Below are 16,555 nucleotides of genomic sequence, written 5' to 3' on the forward strand. Positions count from 1 at the left end.
GTCGGCCCAGCGATCACTGTGACAGCAGCGCAAGACCGAACTGTGGATCAATCCGGGAGTGGGGATGACGGGGCAGGCCCGTCCAACGGGAAGCCGATCACCAGCGCGCCCGGGATGTGCGGGTGCCGCCAGATCTGGATGTGGATGCGCCGCAGCAGGTCGCGGTCGAGATCACGCACAACCCAGATGCGGGCGGACGGATCGAACGGAATGACTTGCTGCTCCCAGCGCTGTCGGAAGTCCGGATTCTCGAGATTGCGCCGCAGCGTGTAGGCCAACATCGGATCGTGGCTATCCTGCGCCATGCGCAAACGCCCCGCCGACACCCACCAGTCGGCGACTTCTTCCCAGTTGTGGATGATCTGCCGGGCCACGGGGTTGTTGAAGTGCCAGTTCGCGATGTCCTGGTGACGTTCGGACTCCTTGAAGAGGCGGCGCCACTCTGCATTCCAGTAGCAGCTGCCTTCGGGCGAGATCCATGAAGCGGGCTCCGACAGCCGCTCGACGTACTCGCCCAACGGCTGGCTGCCGAAGCCGGCCGCCGGCGGCGGCTGCAGTTCCGCGAGCATGAACAGGTACCGCATCTCCCACGGCGACAAATCGCATGCGGTCGAAATGGCCTCCAGCGCAGCGGCGGTAGGGGTGGCTCGCTGACCGTTCTCGAGCCGGTACAACCAGGTCAGGCTGTGACTGATCGCATCGGCGAGCTCCGCGCCGGACAACCTGGCGCGCAGTCGCGCCGCTCTGACGAATTCCCCGAGACTCTTCGCGTCCATCCCACACCCCAAAAACAAGCAATACGTCCAAATTGGACCGACGCCAACACTAGACACGCCCACTGACACCCGGGAAGCTGGCAGGCCAGAGATAGCCGACCCGTGGGAGTTCTGCCTAGAAGACGAGCACGACGCCGAGTACCTGAATGTGGTGAGAAGAGGCCGGCGCGAGACCGTGGCAACGTTTCGCGAGTTAGCCAGAAGGCTTCGGAAACTACCCCACAAAAGGGACGACCCCCGCCAGGGGGGGAGGAGGCGGAGGTCGTCGTGTATCAGCCCCGGGGGGTCGGGCTGATGCACACCCGGCATAAGCCGAGTAATGCTCACTATACACACGACGATGTGGAGTCGCGCAAGTCTTCGGGGGGCGAAAAAACCAATGATTTTGCTGTGAAAATGCAGTTCGCGACAGGTGGCGTGAACTGCCATTTTCCGCCCCACCCTGATATTGCCCAACGGCGCACCTATCCTGGGCCTGTGACCGACGCTCCGCGGGCCGCCACCCAGCTAACACCCGCACAGCGCAGCACCAGGCCGGGCATCGCACCCCGCACCGCGGCGTTCTTCGATCTCGACAAGACCGTGATTGCCAAGTCAAGCACGCTCGCTTTCAGCAAACCCTTCTTCAATCAAGGACTGCTCAACCGGCGTGCCGTCCTCACATCCAGCTACGCCCAGTTTCTGTTCCTGATGTCGGGTGCCGACCACGACCAGATGGACCGGATGCGCTCCTATGTGACCAGCATGTGCGCCGGCTGGGACGTCGAGCAGGTGAAGGCGATCGTCAACGAGACGCTGCACGACATCGTCGACCCGCTGGTTTTCGCCGAGGCAGCCGAGCTGATCGCCGACCATCGGCACTGCGGGCGCGACGTCGTGATCGTGTCAGCCTCCGGTGAGGAGATCGTCGCCCCGATCGCCCGCGCCCTTGGGGCCACCCACGCGATGGCCACCCGGATGGTGGTGCAGGACGGCAAGTACACCGGCGAGGTCGCGTTCTACTGCTACGGCGACGCCAAGGCCGCTGCGATCCGCGAACTGGCCGCCCTGGAGGGCTACCCCCTGGAGCACTGCTACGCGTACTCCGACTCGTCCACCGACCTGCCCATGCTCGACGAGGTGGGCCACCCGCATGCGGTGAACCCCGATCGCGCGCTGCGCAAGGAGGCCGCGGCCCGGGACTGGCCGGTGCTCACGTTCTCCCGGCCGGTGCCCTTGCGGGACCGGATCTCGGCGCCGTCGGGTGCGGCCGTCGCCACGTCGGCGGCTCTGGGGATCAGCGCGCTGGCCGCCGGCGCCCTCACGTACTCGGTGTTACGGCGCTTGACGTTCTAGCGTCCAAACCGTTGCCTGCGAAGTGCTTGATGTGACGGTCGTCACGGAGTACAAAGGAAGCACGGTCGCATGGAGAGGCCAAGGTAGCGCCGGAAGAGAAGGCACTATCTCCCGAACCAAGCGGCCCAGCACGGTACCCGGCACCCACGCGGAGCATGCCGCGATAGGGCAGAAGTGTTGCGGGCCTGCGTAATTGCGAAAAGCGGACGAACACGACGATCCTTTGGGTGGGATCGCTTACGTAGCGCAGCGCAAGACCGCCGAGGCCAACCCACGCAACCGACACCGCACGCTTGGTAACCGGGTAACCGTGCTAGCGGGCGGCGAGCCGAACTCTTCTCGGGTCGTCGCCCGCTGTCGTGCGCCGGCCTACTTCGTAGCGGCCTCGGCGATCGACAATGCTTCTCGCGCACCGTCTTCCAGCGCCGCGCAGCTCATCAGCAGCCAGTCGGCCACACCCTCGTGGCTGCCGGAACTGAACGCGTGCGCCGCCGAACGGTAGTCCTCGGCGCGGCGCATCCAGTACACCTCGGGCACCCCGAGACCGTGTGGGTCGAGCCCGGTGGCGATGGTGACCAGCCGCGACACCGCGCGGGCGATGACGCCGTCAGCACTGCCGAACGGGGCCAGCGCCAACAGCTCGCCGTGGACCACGGCCGCGAGTACCGGCGCCGGGGCGCCGCTGGCTCCGGTGACCAGTCGCGTGACGAGGTCGAGGCGGGCGGCCACCTCGGGGTCCTGTCGTGGCCTGCCGAGGCGGTCGGAGTCGGTCAGGTCTGCGGCGGCCAGCGCGTGCAGGCGTGCCAGCGCCTGCAACGGTGCGCGCTGCCACACCCCGACCAGTGTGGTGGTCCCGCCCTCCAGTGCCTGACCGACCCGCAGGGCACCGGCCAGCACCGGATCGTTGGGCTCGACGCCGGAGCCGTCCAACTGCACGGCGCCACCGTCGAGAGCCGACGAGGAGCGCGCGCCGCGGATCGCCGATTCGGCGGCCGTCACCGGCCAGTTCCGCAGATTCGTGCGATGCCGATGGGCTTTGGCCAGCGCCTCGCGGGCGGCCTCGGCGGCGTCGGCCACCCCCGGCAGGTCGAGCAGTGGCGCAAGCAGGTCAGTCACGTTCTGCCACGCTATCGGCGACACGGACGCAGGCGTGCGCTGGGTCGTGATTCGACCGTTCGCCGCGTGGCACACACCGCCCGCCGACGAATGTGACTCCCCAACGCCGATGCAACGGTGAGTGACTACGCTCACAACCATGACCGAGGCGCACACCGAAGTTCTGTCTTACTACCCGCCCGCTGCGGAGTTCTCCGACAAGGCCAATGCCACAGCCGATCTCTACGACGAGGCCGAGGCCGACCGGCTCGCCTTCTGGGCCACGCAGGCCAATCGGTTGTCGTGGGACACGCCGTTCACCGAGGTCCTCGACTGGTCCGACGCACCCTTCGCCAAGTGGTTCGTCGGCGGCAAGCTCAACGTGGCCTACAACTGTGTCGACCGGCATGTCGAGGCGGGCAACGGTGACCGGGTCGCCATCCATTGGGAGGGTGAGCCGGTCGGTGACGCCCGGACCATCACCTACGCCGAGCTCAAGGACGAGGTCTGCAAGGCGGCCAACACACTCACCGATCTTGGCCTGGTGACAGGCGACCGGGTCGCCATCTACATGCCGATGGTGCCCGAGGCGATCGTGGCCATGCTGGCGTGTGCACGCCTCGGCCTGATGCACAGCGTCGTTTTCGCCGGGTTCTCCGCGTCGGCGTTGCGCGCCAGAATCGAAGACGCCGAAGCCAAGCTCGTGATCACTACCGACGGCCAGTACCGACGCGGGGCGCCGGTGTCGCTCAAGGACGCTGTCGACGAGGCGGTCAAAGGCCAGCCTTCGGTCGAGCACGTACTTGTGGTGCAGCGCACCGGCATTGACGTGAACTGGACCGACGGCCTCGACCTGTGGTGGCACGACACCGTGGCCAATGCCTCACCGGAGCACACCCCCGAGGCCTTCGACGCCGAACAGCCGCTGTTTCTGCTCTACACCTCCGGGACCACCGGTAAGCCCAAGGGCATCATTCACACCTCCGGCGGCTACCTGACGCAGGCCTCCTACACCCACTACAACGTCTTCGACATCAAGCCGGACAGCGACGTCTATTGGTGCACAGCCGATATCGGCTGGGTTACCGGCCACACCTACATCGTCTACGGTCCGCTGTCCAACGGTGCGACTCAGGTGGTCTACGAGGGCACCCCGGCCTCCCCCGATGAACACCGCCACTTCCAGGTGATCGAAAAGTACGGTGTGACAATCTATTACACTGCGCCGACACTGATCCGGACCTTCATGAAGTGGGGTCGCGAGCTGGCCTTCCAGCACGATCTGTCCAGCCTGCGCCTACTCGGCTCGGTCGGTGAGCCCATCAACCCCGAAGCCTGGCGCTGGTACCGATTGGTGTTCGGCGGCGACGCAGCACCGATCGTCGACACCTGGTGGCAGACCGAGACAGGTGCGGCGATGATCTCGCCGCTGCCCGGCGTGACCACCTGCAAGCCCGGTTCGGCGATGCGTCCACTGCCGGGAATCTCGGCCAAGATCGTCGACGACGACGGCAACGACCTTGCGCCGGCAACCGATCAGGGCGAGCACGTCACCGGCTATCTGGTGCTGGACAAGCCGTGGCCGGCGATGCTGCGCGGCATCTGGAAAGACCCGGAGCGCTTCAAAGAGACGTACTGGTCGCGGTTCGGCGAGCGCGGCTGGTACTTCGCCGGTGACGGTGCGCGCTTCGGCAGCGACGGCGAAGTGTGGGTGCTGGGCCGCATCGACGACGTGATGAACGTGTCAGGACACCGCATTTCGACGGCCGAGGTCGAGTCGGCTCTGGTCGGTCACTCCGGTGTCGCGGAGGCCGCCGTCGTCGGCGCCAGCGACGACACCACCGGTCAGGCCATCTGCGCGTTCGTCATCCTCAAGGCGCACCACGCCGACACCCCGACCGAGCAGATGGTCGACGAGTTGCGGGCCGAGGTGTCCAAGGAGATTTCGCCGATCGCCAAGCCACGCGAAATCCACGTCGTACCAGAGCTTCCCAAGACTCGCAGCGGCAAGATCATGCGGCGGCTGCTTCGCGACGTCGCCGAGGGCCGCGAACTCGGCGACACCTCGACGCTGGTCGACCCGACGGTGTTCGAAGCGATCCGGGCCAGTAAGGCCAACTAGTCAGGCGGCCGGTGCCGGCGCCATGTTCGGCGTCGGCACGAAGCCGGCACCTGGACGATCCTTGGCCGCGATGTCGCCGAGGACCGAGTTGATCGACATGGTGACCGCCGGGGTGTGCAGCGGGATGTACTTGATGACGCATGTCGGCAGCGCATCGCTGAACGCGCCGTGGATCATGCCGACGAGCTTGTTGTTGACCGTCACCGGTGCGCCGGAGTCACCGGGCTGACCGCACACCTGGTTGAGGATGGTGCCGGGGTCCTGGCCCGGCCCCCAGGTGACACCGCAGGAGTAGCCGGTGGTGCGACCGAGCTTGCAGGCCACCTGACCGAAATCGGGGTCGGGCCCGATGCCGTCGATCAGGAATCCGTTGTAGTTGGCCACCGGTGTGACCTTGGCGGGGTCGAATCGGATCACGGCGTAGTCGAGGCCGTCGTTGCCGGCGACCATGGTGCCGATCACCCCGCTGCCCTCGCTGGCTTCGGAGGTCACCTGTGCACCGGGTCCGCCGCAGTGCGCGGAGGTGAAGCCGATCAGGGCGCCGCTCTTGTCGTTACCGATCGCGGTCAATGTGCAGTAGGTGTCGCCGTTGACGACGATGCCCGCACCGCCACCGATCGGGACTTTGTCGTCGGCGCCTGCAGTGGACGCGGGGCTGACGAACAGTGCGCCGACGGCCAGGACCGCAGCCCCCGCCATCACCCGCTTGCGTGCGGTCGTCACTGTTGGCAAACCTCCATCCACACCCACCCTGACTAGCGAGTCTACCCGTATCACTCCAGTAACTTGCGTAACAGCTCAGTGGGTATCCCGCCGCGGACCGGGCATGGCAACATGAACCGCGACGACCGCGACAGTTGGAGGACGACCGTGAGCAATGGCGATCGCAAGAACGGGGTTCCCGCCACCGTGACCTCGATCCCACTGGTGGACCCGAACGCGATACCGGCCAACCCCTCCATCGGCGACCTGGTCAAGGAGGCCACCGCGCAGGTGTCCACCCTGGTGCGCGCCGAGGTCGAGCTGGCCAAATCGGAGATCACCCGCGACGTCAAGAAGGGCCTCACCGGCAGCGTTTTCTTTATCCTGGCGCTGGTCGTGCTGTTCTACTCGACCTTCTTTTTCTTCTTCTTCCTCGCCGAACTTCTCGACACCTGGCTGTGGCGGTGGGTGGCGTTCCTGATCGTGTTCGCCCTCATGGTGGTCACCACGGCGGTCTTCGCCCTACTGGGTTATCTGAAGGTGCGTCGCATCCGCGGGCCCCAGCAGACCATCGAATCGGTCAAGGAGACCAGGGAGGCACTGACTCCCGGCGCCGATCGCACACCTGCCAAGACGGTGGCCCAGACCAACGGCAACGCCGCCGCACCGCCCACCGACCCGTCGGGCTGGTAATGCCACAGCCGGACCCGTCGGTCACCCGCATCGCGGGGCCGTGGCGTCATCTCGACGTGCACGCCAACGGAATCCGGTTCCACTGCGTCGAGGCGCTCTCCGACGACAGCACGCCCGCCACGGCCCGGCCGCTGGTGATCCTGCTGCATGGATTCGGGTCGTTCTGGTGGTCCTGGCGCCATCAGCTGCAGGGCCTGCCGGGAGTCCGCGTCGTCGCGGTCGATCTGCGCGGCTACGGCGGCAGCGACAAACCTCCGCGCGGTTACGACGGCTGGACGCTCGCCGGTGACACCGCCGGCCTGGTTCGGGCGCTGGGCCACAGCTCGGCCACCCTCGTCGGCCACGCCGACGGCGGGTTGGTCTGCTGGGCCACCTCGGTACTGCACTCGCGAGTGGTGCGCGGCATCGCACTGGTGAGCTCACCGCACCCTGCCGCGCTGCGGGCATCCGCGCTGACCCGCCGCGACCAGGGCCGCGCCCTGCTGCCAACCCTGCTTCGCTACCAGGTGCCTGTGCTGCCCGAGCGCGCCCTCACCGCCCACAACGCCGATCAGCTCGAGCACCTCGTCCGCAGCCGATCCTGCGGCAAATGGCTTGCCTCCGAGGACTTTTCCGAAACCATCGCGCATATGCGCAGGGCCATCCAGATTCCGTCCGCGGCGCACTGCGCCATGGAGTATCAACGCTGGGCGGTCCGCAGCCAGCTGCGATCAGAAGGATGGCGGTTCATGAAGTTGATGAATCGCCAGCTCGACGTGCCCGTGCTGCATCTGCGCGGCGAAGCCGACCCCTATGTGCTCGCCGACCCGGTGGACCGGACCCAGCGCTACGCCCCGCGCGGCCGGTTCGTGGCGCTGGCCGGCGTCGGCCACTACGCGCACGAGGAAGCCCCCGCGGAGGTCAACGACCACCTGCGCCGGTTCCTGGATCAGGTGTACGGCCCGGCTAGGTGACGCAGGCGCCGGTGGGCACCTTCTCGGTATTGCCGATCTTGGCCAGCTGACGCGACACCTCGTTCGCCGTCAGGACGAAACCGGTGTCATTGTCGTCGACCGCGGCACCGAACACCACGCCGAGCACCTGGCCCGCGCGGTTGATCATCGGACCACCCGAATTGCCTTGCCGCACAGTACCTCTGATGGTGTAAACCTCGCGGTTGACCGTCGTGGTGCGGTAGATGTCCGGCCCGGAGAGCTCAATGGTTTCGCGGATCCGCGCCGGGGTGGCGGCGAACTCGCCACCGCCCGGGTAACCGAGCACCACCGCGTCGGTACCCGACTTGGCGGGCTGTTCGGCGAACACCAGCGGTCGCTGCGGCAGGTTAGGCACGTCGAGGATGGAGATGTCGGCGTTGGGGTCATAGGAGACGACCGTGGCGTCATAGGTCTGGCCCTCGGCGTCCACCGTGACACTGTCGGACCCGGCGACCACGTGGGCGTTGGACATCACCCGGTTGGGGGCGATCACGAAACCGGTTCCCTCGAGCACCTTCTGGCAGCCCGGCGCGACACCGCGGATCTTGACGACACTGGGCCGCGAGCTCGCGACCACCAAGCTGTCGGCCAGCGAGGCGTCCGGGGCCTCGACCGCCTGGATCGGGGTACGCCCGAAGGGTTGCAGGACGTCGGGCAGCCCGGAGGTGCTCAGGAGCGTCGACATCCGCTTGGGCACCGACTTGAGCCACTCCGGCGCGTACTTGTCCACTTGGGCAAGGACCTTGGAACCGCGTACGGCGGCGGCAAGGTTGGGCTGATCCGACGAGGTGAGCGGGCTGGCCAGCAGCCAGGCCGCCACCATCACCACCACCAGCTGCAGCGCCACACCGATGATCGAGTCGACGGTGCGCACCCCGCGGTTGCGAATGGCACTGCGCACGGCGCGCCCGAGCACCACACCGGCGACCTCGCCGATGACCACGAGCGCCAGGATGAGGAACAGCGCAGCGAACAGCTTGGCCCGCGGCGAATGGATGTGGCTGACGATATGCGGGGCCAGCATCACTCCGGCGATGGCGCCCAGCACCACACCGACGAAGGACATCAACGAGCCCAACGCACCGGAGCGCCAACCGGATATCGCGGCGACGAACGCCACCACCAGCACGGCGATGTCCAGCCATTGCGAACTCGTCACAGCGGCCCCTTACTGTTGTCGCCGACGAGCGCCATGGCCTCGTCCAACTCTCGGATGTCTTCGGTCTCCCACGGTTGTGACCAACCGGCCACATCGAGCATCGCCGAGATTACGTGACCGGTGAACCCCCACACCAACATCTCGTTGAGCAGAAACGCCGGTCCGGCGAAACGCGGGCCCGCACCGGTGCGGTACACCATCAGCCGGTTCTCAGGATTGACGAAGGCGCGCAGCGGAACCCGTGCGACGACGGCCGTCTCCGCTTCGTTGACCACAGCCACCGGTCCGGGGTCCGGTGAATACGCCAGCACGGGAACGACGTGAAAGCCCGAGGGCGGGATGAACATTCGCTCGAGTGTGGCCAGGGGATGCAGACGATTCGGGTCGATCCCCGTCTCCTCCTGGGCTTCCCGCAGTGCGGTCGCCACCGGTCCGGCGTCACCGGGATCGGCCGCCCCGCCCGGGAAGGCCGCCTGGCCGGCGTGGTGACGCAATGTGCTGGCGCGCACGGTCAGCAGAAGATCGGCGTCGTCGGGGACCTGTCCGGCCGGGTGATCGGACGGCGGGCCGGAAAACAACACCAGGACCGCGGCATCGCGTCCGGCGGTTCCGGCGCCGGTCACAGCGGCCAGCAGTTCAGGCGGAACCTTGCGGCGATAGGCATGCGGCACGAGGTCGACGTTTTCCACCAATGGGGCCAGCCAGGGCGGCCTCACGTCGGGAGTGAGCGGTATCCCACCCGTCACCCGCGCCACCTCGCTCGTCGTCATTGCAGAGCATTCTTCACCGCGGCGGCGATTTCATCGGCACTGGTGAACGCGCGCGGCAGGATCTGGGCAACGGTACCGTCCGCGCGCAGCACGACCGTCGCGGGCATGACGTTGGGCACACCCAGGGCAGCGGCCACCCGACGCTGGCCGTCCTGCAGCGTGGGCAGCCGCACCTTCAGGTCGGCCAGGCGCAGCAGTGCCGCCGCCTCGTTCTCGTCCTGGTGGACGGTGACCACGCGGACGTCACCACTCACCCGGCGCTGATACTCGGCCAGAGCGGGCAGTTCCTCGGCGCACGGCGCGCACCAATAGGCCCACAGGTTCAGTACCGCCGGACGACCGGCCAGTGCCCGCGCCACGTCGACCGGTGCGCCGTCAGCCGCGCACTCGATGACGATGCCGCGCAGCTTCTCCGGACCGGGTTCCTGCCCGCCAGCCGGACAGGGCGGCAGGTCGGCCTGCTGGCGCGGGCCCGCCAGCGCCTCGGGCGTGTCGGCGTCGCGGTGGGCGCGGGCCACCTGGGTGGCGGGGGTTCCGTCGCCCTCGCCGGGGTCACCACCGATCTCGACCACCAGCGCACCGATCAGCACGGCGACCGCGGCCAGCACCACCACGGTCCAGCGGGTGGATCTGGTCATCGGCGGGCCGCGAGGCGGGCGCTCACAGCCCGGCCAGGGCGAGCAGATGCTCGGTCTCGGGACCTTTCACCAGCGCTGCGGCCACCGGCGGCTCCGTGGGACCGATCCCGAACGATGGGCAGTCCTTGGCCAGCACGCACACCCCGCAGGCGGGCTTGCGGGCGTGGCAGACCCGGCGGCCATGAAATATGACGCGATGACTCAGCAGAGTCCACTCACTGCGTTCGATCAACTCGCCGACCGCATGCTCGACCTTGACCGGATCCTCCAGGGCTGTCCAGCGCCAGCGCCGGACGAGCCTGCCGAAATGGGTGTCGACGGTGATGCCGGGGATGTCGAAGGCGTTTCCCAGGATGACGTTGGCGGTCTTGCGCCCGACACCGGGCAGGGTCACCAACTCGTCCAATGTCTGCGGAACCTCCCCGTCGAAACGCTCGACAAGTTCCTGGCCCAGCCGGATCAGCGACGTGGTCTTGTTGCGGTAGAAACCGGTGGGCCGGATCAGTTCTTCGAGTTCGGTGCGGTCGGCCTGGGCGTAGTCCAGCGCGGTGCGGTACCTCGTGAACAGCGCCGGAGTGGTCAGGTTGACCCGTTTGTCGGTGGACTGGGCCGACAGGATCGTGGCGACCGCGAGTTCGAGCGGGTTGGTGAAATCGAGCTCGCAGTACACATGCGGGAATGCGACGGCCAGGGTCCGGTTCATCCGGCGGGCACGGCGCACCAGGCCAAGGTGGGTTTCGGCGTCCCACTTCTTGGAGTCAGGTTTCTTGGCGGCCGCAGGCACGCTGACAAGGGTACTGACGAGCCGCGACAAGCAGCGACGACCTGCGGACATACCGGTGACAATTCGTGATCTCGCCGAGACCTTGCCCGTGTTTACTTGCCCGGGTGACCTGGTTGCTCGCGGTGTGTGTCCCCGGGCTGATGATGCTCGCGACGTTCGGATTGCAGCGTGTCGAAAGCTGGCTGCACACCGACCAGCCGGGCACCGAAGAGGTCGACGAACTGCTCAAGCAGGTCGAGGAGGCCCGTAAGCAGGCGCCACCGCGGCCGGCACCCGAGGAATCCCGGCCGGTCGACGTTCGGTACTTGCTGGACGCCGACGAGCCCGGCCTGCCGACCCGGTCCTATGCCCACGCACGGCCGAATCCGCAGTTTCACCGGACTCCGTACGCCAATCGTGTGTAGCGTTGGCACGTTGCTAGACCGGCTGGCACTAGACTGACCTTCGCGTAATGCTGGCCTGAGCGTGACAAATAATCGATGACCTAAGAGGGGCAACGTGGACGAGATCCTGGCGAGGGCCGGAATCTTCCAGGGGGTTGAACCCAGCGCCGTTTCCGCGCTGACCAAGCAACTGCAGCCGGTTGATTTCCCGCGGGGACACACTGTCTTCGCCGAAGGCGAGCCTGGTGACCGGCTCTACATCATCATTTCCGGCAAGGTGAAGATCGGCCGGCGGTCCCCGGATGGCCGGGAGAACCTGCTGACGATCATGGGCCCGTCGGACATGTTCGGCGAGCTGTCGATCTTCGACCCCGGTCCCCGGACGTCCAGCGCCACCACGATCACCGAGGTGCGCGCGGTCTCGATGGACCGTGACGCGCTGCGGGCGTGGATCGCCGACCGCCCCGAGATCGCCGAGCAACTGCTGCGCGTGCTGGCCCGCCGACTGCGGCGCACGAACAACAACCTGGCCGACCTCATCTTCACTGACGTCCCGGGCCGGGTTGCCAAGCAGCTGCTGCAGCTGGCCCAGCGCTTCGGCACCCAGGAGGGTGGCGCGCTGCGCGTCACTCACGACCTGACGCAGGAAGAGATCGCTCAGCTGGTGGGCGCCTCCCGCGAGACGGTGAACAAGGCGCTGGCCGACTTCGCCCACCGCGGGTGGATCCGCCTGGAAGGCAAGAGCGTGCTGATCAGCGATTCCGAGCGGCTGGCGCGCCGAGCGAGGTAAGCGCGGGCGGAGCTTGCGGAGCCCGCGCGCAACCGAGCGAGTATCGGCTCAGCGCGAGGTAAGCGCGGGCGGAGCTTGCGGAGGCCCGGGCGCTAGTCGGCCCGCAGGTAGTCGAGCTGGGCGCGCACGGACTTCTCCGCGGCGTCCCACAGCTTCTCGTCGACATCGGTATAGACGTGCTCGACGACTTGGCGTGCCGTCGCATCCTCACCGAGCGCGCGTAACGCCGCCCGAACCTGCTCGAGGCGCTCCTCACGGTGCGCCAGGTACATGGCGCTCACAGCGGCCAGGTCATCGAGTTCAGGACCGTGGCCGGGCAGGACCCTGCGCCGTCCCAAACCTTGCAGCCGCCGCAGCGAGTCGAGGTATTGGGTCAGGCTGCCGTCTTCGTCGTCGATCACAGTGGTGCCGCGGCCGAGCACGGTGTCGGCGGTGAGCACCGCGTCGTCGATCAGGAAGGACAGTGAGTCGGCGGTATGGCCCGGGGTGGCCATCACGGTGATGCGCAGCCCGGCGGCGTCAATGACCTCGCCGTCGGTCAGCGGCCCGCCGAGACCGCGCAGGAAACCACTGCCGACCGATCGGACGGTGGCGCCCGTCATGTCCACGAGTTTGTCGATGCCGCCGGTGTGGTCCTCGTGCTTGTGGCTGATGAGCACCAGCGCGATGGTGCCGAGGCCGGCGAGTGTGGCCAGGTGCTGGTCATCGTCGGGGCCGGGGTCGACGATCACCATCTCGTCGCTGCCGCGCCCGCGCAGCACCCAGGTGTTGGTGCCCTCCAGCGTCATGACGTTCGGGTTGTTGCACAGCAGCACCGACGCTATTTCGGTGACGGGCCGCAGGACGCCGTAGGAGGGATGGGTCACCCCACCTCCACGATGAGCTCCACCTCGACCGGGGCGTCCAGCGGCAGTTCAGAGACGCCGACGGCGGAGCGGGCGTGCGCGCCCGCCTCACCGAACACCTCGCCCAGGAGTTCGGAGGCCCCGTTGATGACACCGGGCTGCCCGGTGAATCCGGGCGCAGAGGCGACGAACCCGACGACCTTGACGACCTTGGTGATGTTGTCGAGGCCGACCACCGCGTCGATGGCTGCCAGGGCGTTCAGCGCGCACAGCCTTGCGGCGGCCTTAGCCCGTTCCGGGCTGACCTCGGCGCCGACCTTGCCAGTGTCGGTGAGCTCACCGGCCGCCAGCGGGAGCTGACCTGCGGTGTAGACCAGGTTGCCGGTGCGCACCGCGGGTACGTAGGCCGCCAGCGGCTTGGCAGGCGTTGGCAGCGCCAGGCCCAGTTCGGCGAGCCGTTGTGAAGCTGTCACTTCGGGCGTTTGAGGTAGGCGACGTGCTGTTCGCCCGTCGGGCCGGGCAATACGGCCACCAGTTCCCAGCCGTCGGCGCCCCACTGGTCGAGGATCTGTTTAGTCGCATGGGTCAGCAACGGGATGGTGGCGTATTCCCATGTCGTCGGTTCGCTCATGGCCGAAGCCTATCGCTGAACACGGCAATCGCTGAGGGGCCCGGTACGGCCTTGGCTAGCATGCACTGATGGCGACCACTTCAAGCGACGGCAGCGCCGTCGGCTGGCCCTCCCGCCTGACCAAAGCCCGTCTGCACTTCGTGACGGGCAAAGGCGGGACCGGCAAGACCACCGTCGCCGCGGCGTTGGCGTTGACCCTGGCGGCCGGCGGGCGACGGGTACTGCTCGTGGAAGTCGAAGGGCGCCAAGGCATTGCGCAGCTGTTCGACGTGCCGCCGCTGCCCTACGAGGAGTCCAAGATCGCCACCGCCGACGGCGGCGGGCACGTGAACGCATTGGCCATCGACATCGAGGCCGCGTTCCTGGAGTACCTCGACATGTTCTACAACCTCGGCATCGCCGGGCGGGCGATGCGCCGGATCGGTGCCATCGAGTTCGCCACCACCATCGCACCAGGGCTGCGTGACGTCCTGCTCACCGGCAAGATCAAGGAATCGGTGGTGCGGGTGGACCGCAATAAGAAGCCGGTCTACGACGCGATCGTCGTCGACTCTCCCCCGACCGGGCGCATCGCACGCTTCCTGGACGTCACCAAGGCCGTGTCTGACCTGGCCAAGGGCGGGCCGGTGCACTCCCAGGCCGAGGGGGTGGTCAAGCTGCTGCACTCGGAGCAGACCGCCATCCACCTCGTCACCCTGCTGGAGGCGCTGCCCATCCAGGAGACCATCGAGGCCATCGAGGAACTCGAGGATCTGGGCCTGCCCATCGGCAGCGTGATCGTGAACCGCAACATCCCGCCGTTCCTGCCCCCCGCCGACCTGGCGAAGGCCGCCGAGGGCGATATCGACGCCGACGCCGTGCGGGCCGGGCTCGACAAGGCCGGCATCACGCTGGAGGACGGCGACTTCGCCGGGCTGCTGACCGAGACCATCGAGCACGCCACCCGGATCCGGGCCAGATCGGAAAGTGCCGAACAGCTCGACCGTTTGAAGGTGCCACGGCTGGAACTGCCCACCATCGCCGACGGTGTCGATCTCGGCAGCCTGTACGAACTCGCCGAAACGCTTGCGCAGCAAGGAGTCAGGTAAATGAGTGGCGCACCTGCAACGCTCGATATGAAGTCGATCCTCACCGACAGGTCCAACCGTGTCGTGGTGTGCTGCGGCGCCGGCGGCGTCGGCAAGACCACCACCGCGGCGGCGATGGCGGTGCGGGCCGCCGAGTACGGCCGCACCGTGGTGGTGCTGACCATCGACCCGGCCAAGCGGCTGGCGCAGGCCCTGGGCATCAGGGAGCTCGGCAACGAGCCGCAGCGGGTTCCGTTGGCTCCCGAGGTGACCGGCGAACTGCACGCGATGATGCTCGACATGCGTCGCACATTCGACGACATGGTGGTCGAACACTCGGGACCCGAACGCGCACAAGCGATTCTGGACAACCAGTTCTATCAGACCGTGGCGACGTCCTTGGCCGGCACGCAGGAGTACATGGCCATGGAGAAGCTCGGGCAACTGCTCGGGCAGGACCGCTGGGATCTGGTGGTGGTGGACACCCCGCCGTCGCGCAACGCCCTGGACTTCCTGGACGCCCCGAAGCGGCTGGGCAGTTTCATGGACGGCCGGCTGTGGCGGCTGCTGCTGGCTCCCGGCAAGGGCATCGGGCGCCTCGTCACCGGCGTGGTGGGCTTGGCGATGAAGGCGATGTCGACGATCCTCGGCTCACAGATGCTCTCCGACGCCTCGGCGTTCGTGCAGTCGCTCGATTCGACCTTCGGCGGCTTCCGTGAGAAGGCGGACCGCACCTACGAACTGCTCAAGCGCCGCGGCACCCAGTTCGTGGTGGTCTCGGCCGCCGAACCGGACGCGCTGCGGGAGGCGTCGTTCTTCGTCGACCGGCTCTCCGAGGAAGGAATGCCGCTGGCCGGGCTGGTTCTCAACCGGACCCACCCGACGTTGTGCTCGCTGACGGTGGAGCGCGCCGTCGACGGCGCCGAGGAGTTGAAGAGCGGCGGGGCCAAGAACGGTGATCTGCTGGCCGCGGCGGTGCTGGACATCCACGCCGACCGGGCGCAGACCGCCAAACGGGAGGTGCGGCTGCTGTCGCGTTTCACCGGGGCCAACCCGCACGTGCCGTGGATCGGGGTGCCGTCCCTGCCGTTCGACGTCTCCGACCTCGACGCTTTGCAGGCCATCGCCGATCAGATCACCGGCGAGACGGCGTGACTGTTCGCGTTTGACGCGGACGAATATTTGCTTGGGGCGCTCGCCCCGGAAGAGCTACAAATTAGCTAACGCTGCGGTGCTTGCGCTGGGCAGAAAAGAACTCCGACCAGGACACCACCTCGGGATGCTGCTTGAGCAGAGCGCGACGCTGACGTTCGGTCATACCGCCCCACACGCCGAATTCCACCCGGTTGTCCAGGGCGTCGGCACCACACTCGGCCATGACCGGGCAATGCCGGCAGATGACCGCGGCCTTGCGCTGGGCAGCACCACGAACGAAGAGCTCATCGGGATCAGTCGAGCGGCACAGAGCCCTGGAAACCCAGGCGATGCGGGCTTCACCCTCCGCACCGTGGATGGAAGCGTGTACCGAAACTGCGCTGGTCCTGCGGGCAGCGGGCCGAGTAGCTGACACCGGCGATCCCCTTCGTCCGGGCCGCCACTGGGCGGCTCACTCTTCAGGAGTAGAACGTCATTGCGATCTACGCCACATTGCGATCCTGAGTGTTACCTGAATCGCACTGTCTGTTTAAGTTAGGTGGTCAGGTATCGTTTGCGCAACAGTTAGATCACAGGTTTTTTGGGACGATCGTCCAGGCCCAGCCAAAATGTGGCGTGAGCTGCCATTTCTGACTC

Annotated in this window: 19 protein-coding genes; 8 read left to right on the top strand and 11 right to left on the bottom strand. The window is 67.2% G+C overall.

Going from position 1 to position 16,555, the window contains the following annotated elements; translation table 11 throughout:
- Positions 1 to 47 precede the first annotated feature (47 nt).
- Positions 48 to 776, bottom strand: coding sequence for a helix-turn-helix domain-containing protein (locus tag OG976_RS11175; protein WP_328361900.1), 729 nt, complete (start codon positions 774 to 776; stop codon positions 48 to 50).
- A 447-nt stretch (positions 777 to 1,223) separates the two neighbouring features.
- On the opposite strand from OG976_RS11175, the gene OG976_RS11180 reads away from it, so the two are divergent.
- Entirely contained in the window at positions 1,224 to 2,111 is an 888-nt protein-coding gene (locus tag OG976_RS11180) for an HAD-IB family hydrolase (protein ID WP_442930527.1), read from the top strand.
- A 369-nt stretch (positions 2,112 to 2,480) separates the two neighbouring features.
- On the opposite strand, the gene OG976_RS11185 is transcribed toward OG976_RS11180, so the two are convergent.
- A complete protein-coding gene (locus tag OG976_RS11185; protein WP_328361903.1) occupies positions 2,481 to 3,227 on the bottom strand; it encodes an oxidoreductase in 747 nt (248 codons plus the stop codon).
- A 139-nt stretch (positions 3,228 to 3,366) separates the two neighbouring features.
- On the opposite strand from OG976_RS11185, the gene acs reads away from it, so the two are divergent.
- The gene (gene acs / locus OG976_RS11190; protein WP_328361906.1) at positions 3,367 to 5,328 is read left to right on the top strand and encodes an acetate--CoA ligase; all 1,962 of its coding nucleotides are present in this window, start codon (positions 3,367 to 3,369) and stop codon (positions 5,326 to 5,328) included.
- Here the strand turns inward: acs and OG976_RS11195 are convergent, their stop codons facing one another.
- Positions 5,329 to 6,051 (bottom strand): S1 family peptidase, encoded by a 723-nt coding sequence (locus OG976_RS11195; RefSeq protein ID WP_442930455.1) that lies wholly within the window; start codon positions 6,049 to 6,051, stop codon positions 5,329 to 5,331. It lies immediately after the preceding gene.
- A 147-nt stretch (positions 6,052 to 6,198) separates the two neighbouring features.
- On the opposite strand from OG976_RS11195, the gene OG976_RS11200 reads away from it, so the two are divergent.
- Both OG976_RS11200 and OG976_RS11205 read left to right on the top strand, forming a co-directional pair.
- Positions 6,199 to 6,723, top strand: coding sequence for a phage holin family protein (locus OG976_RS11200; RefSeq protein WP_328361909.1), 525 nt, complete (start codon positions 6,199 to 6,201; stop codon positions 6,721 to 6,723).
- Entirely contained in the window at positions 6,723 to 7,676 is a 954-nt protein-coding gene (locus tag OG976_RS11205) for an alpha/beta fold hydrolase (protein ID WP_328361912.1), read from the top strand. Before OG976_RS11200 ends, OG976_RS11205 begins: the two co-directional genes overlap by 1 nt.
- On the opposite strand, the gene marP is transcribed toward OG976_RS11205, so the two are convergent.
- Genes marP through nth form a run of 4 tightly spaced genes read right to left on the bottom strand, consistent with a single transcriptional unit; the run spans position 7,669 to position 10,967 of the window.
- Complete coding sequence (marP, locus tag OG976_RS11210; RefSeq protein WP_328361915.1) at positions 7,669 to 8,856, bottom strand: acid resistance serine protease MarP; 1,188 nt, start codon at positions 8,854 to 8,856, stop codon at positions 7,669 to 7,671. The two genes, OG976_RS11205 and marP, sit on opposite strands and share 8 nt — an antisense overlap.
- Positions 8,853 to 9,626, bottom strand: a complete 774-nt coding sequence (locus OG976_RS11215; protein WP_328361918.1) for an NUDIX hydrolase — start codon at positions 9,624 to 9,626, stop codon at positions 8,853 to 8,855. Before OG976_RS11215 ends, marP begins: the two co-directional genes overlap by 4 nt.
- Complete coding sequence (locus tag OG976_RS11220) at positions 9,623 to 10,264, bottom strand: TlpA family protein disulfide reductase (protein ID WP_328361921.1); 642 nt, start codon at positions 10,262 to 10,264, stop codon at positions 9,623 to 9,625. Before OG976_RS11220 ends, OG976_RS11215 begins: the two co-directional genes overlap by 4 nt.
- A 22-nt stretch (positions 10,265 to 10,286) precedes the next feature.
- Positions 10,287 to 10,967: an endonuclease III gene (gene nth, locus OG976_RS11225; protein ID WP_328363433.1), complete on the bottom strand. Its 681-nt coding sequence runs from the start codon at positions 10,965 to 10,967 to the stop codon at positions 10,287 to 10,289.
- A gap of 185 nt (positions 10,968 to 11,152) precedes the next feature.
- Here nth and OG976_RS11230 point away from each other — a divergent pair, with 185 nt between their 5' ends.
- Both OG976_RS11230 and crp read left to right on the top strand, forming a co-directional pair.
- Entirely contained in the window at positions 11,153 to 11,452 is a 300-nt protein-coding gene (locus OG976_RS11230) for a hypothetical protein (protein WP_328361924.1), read from the top strand.
- Positions 11,453 to 11,546: 94 nt separating this feature from the next.
- On the top strand, positions 11,547 to 12,221 hold the full coding sequence (crp, locus tag OG976_RS11235; RefSeq protein ID WP_005138643.1) for a cAMP-activated global transcriptional regulator CRP: 675 nt from the start codon (positions 11,547 to 11,549) through the stop codon (positions 12,219 to 12,221).
- A 92-nt stretch (positions 12,222 to 12,313) separates the two neighbouring features.
- Here the strand turns inward: crp and OG976_RS11240 are convergent, their stop codons facing one another.
- The 3 genes from OG976_RS11240 to OG976_RS11250 are packed head-to-tail and all read right to left on the bottom strand — an operon-like array spanning position 12,314 to position 13,697.
- Positions 12,314 to 13,087 (bottom strand): MBL fold metallo-hydrolase, encoded by a 774-nt coding sequence (locus OG976_RS11240; RefSeq protein WP_328361936.1) that lies wholly within the window; start codon positions 13,085 to 13,087, stop codon positions 12,314 to 12,316.
- A complete protein-coding gene (locus OG976_RS11245) occupies positions 13,084 to 13,539 on the bottom strand; it encodes a RidA family protein (protein ID WP_328361939.1) in 456 nt (151 codons plus the stop codon). Before OG976_RS11245 ends, OG976_RS11240 begins: the two co-directional genes overlap by 4 nt.
- On the bottom strand, positions 13,536 to 13,697 hold the full coding sequence (locus OG976_RS11250; protein ID WP_167097077.1) for a DUF4177 domain-containing protein: 162 nt from the start codon (positions 13,695 to 13,697) through the stop codon (positions 13,536 to 13,538). The genes OG976_RS11245 and OG976_RS11250 overlap by 4 nt, the downstream gene beginning before the upstream one ends.
- Before the next feature lie 65 nt (positions 13,698 to 13,762).
- Here OG976_RS11250 and OG976_RS11255 point away from each other — a divergent pair, with 65 nt between their 5' ends.
- Positions 13,763 to 14,785, top strand: coding sequence for an ArsA-related P-loop ATPase (locus tag OG976_RS11255; RefSeq protein WP_328363435.1), 1,023 nt, complete (start codon positions 13,763 to 13,765; stop codon positions 14,783 to 14,785).
- Entirely contained in the window at positions 14,786 to 15,919 is a 1,134-nt protein-coding gene (locus OG976_RS11260; RefSeq protein ID WP_328361946.1) for an ArsA family ATPase, read from the top strand.
- Between the two features lie 61 nt (positions 15,920 to 15,980).
- Here OG976_RS11260 and OG976_RS11265 read toward each other — a convergent pair whose 3' ends face one another.
- Positions 15,981 to 16,334 carry a WhiB family transcriptional regulator gene (locus tag OG976_RS11265; RefSeq protein ID WP_328361949.1) on the bottom strand — a complete coding sequence of 118 codons (354 nt, stop codon included), beginning with the start codon at positions 16,332 to 16,334 and terminating at the stop codon, positions 15,981 to 15,983.
- Positions 16,335 to 16,555 lie beyond the last annotated feature (221 nt).

This window comes from Mycobacterium sp. NBC_00419, from assembly GCF_036023875.1.
In the GTDB taxonomy this organism is placed as follows: Bacteria; Actinomycetota; Actinomycetes; order Mycobacteriales; family Mycobacteriaceae; genus Mycobacterium.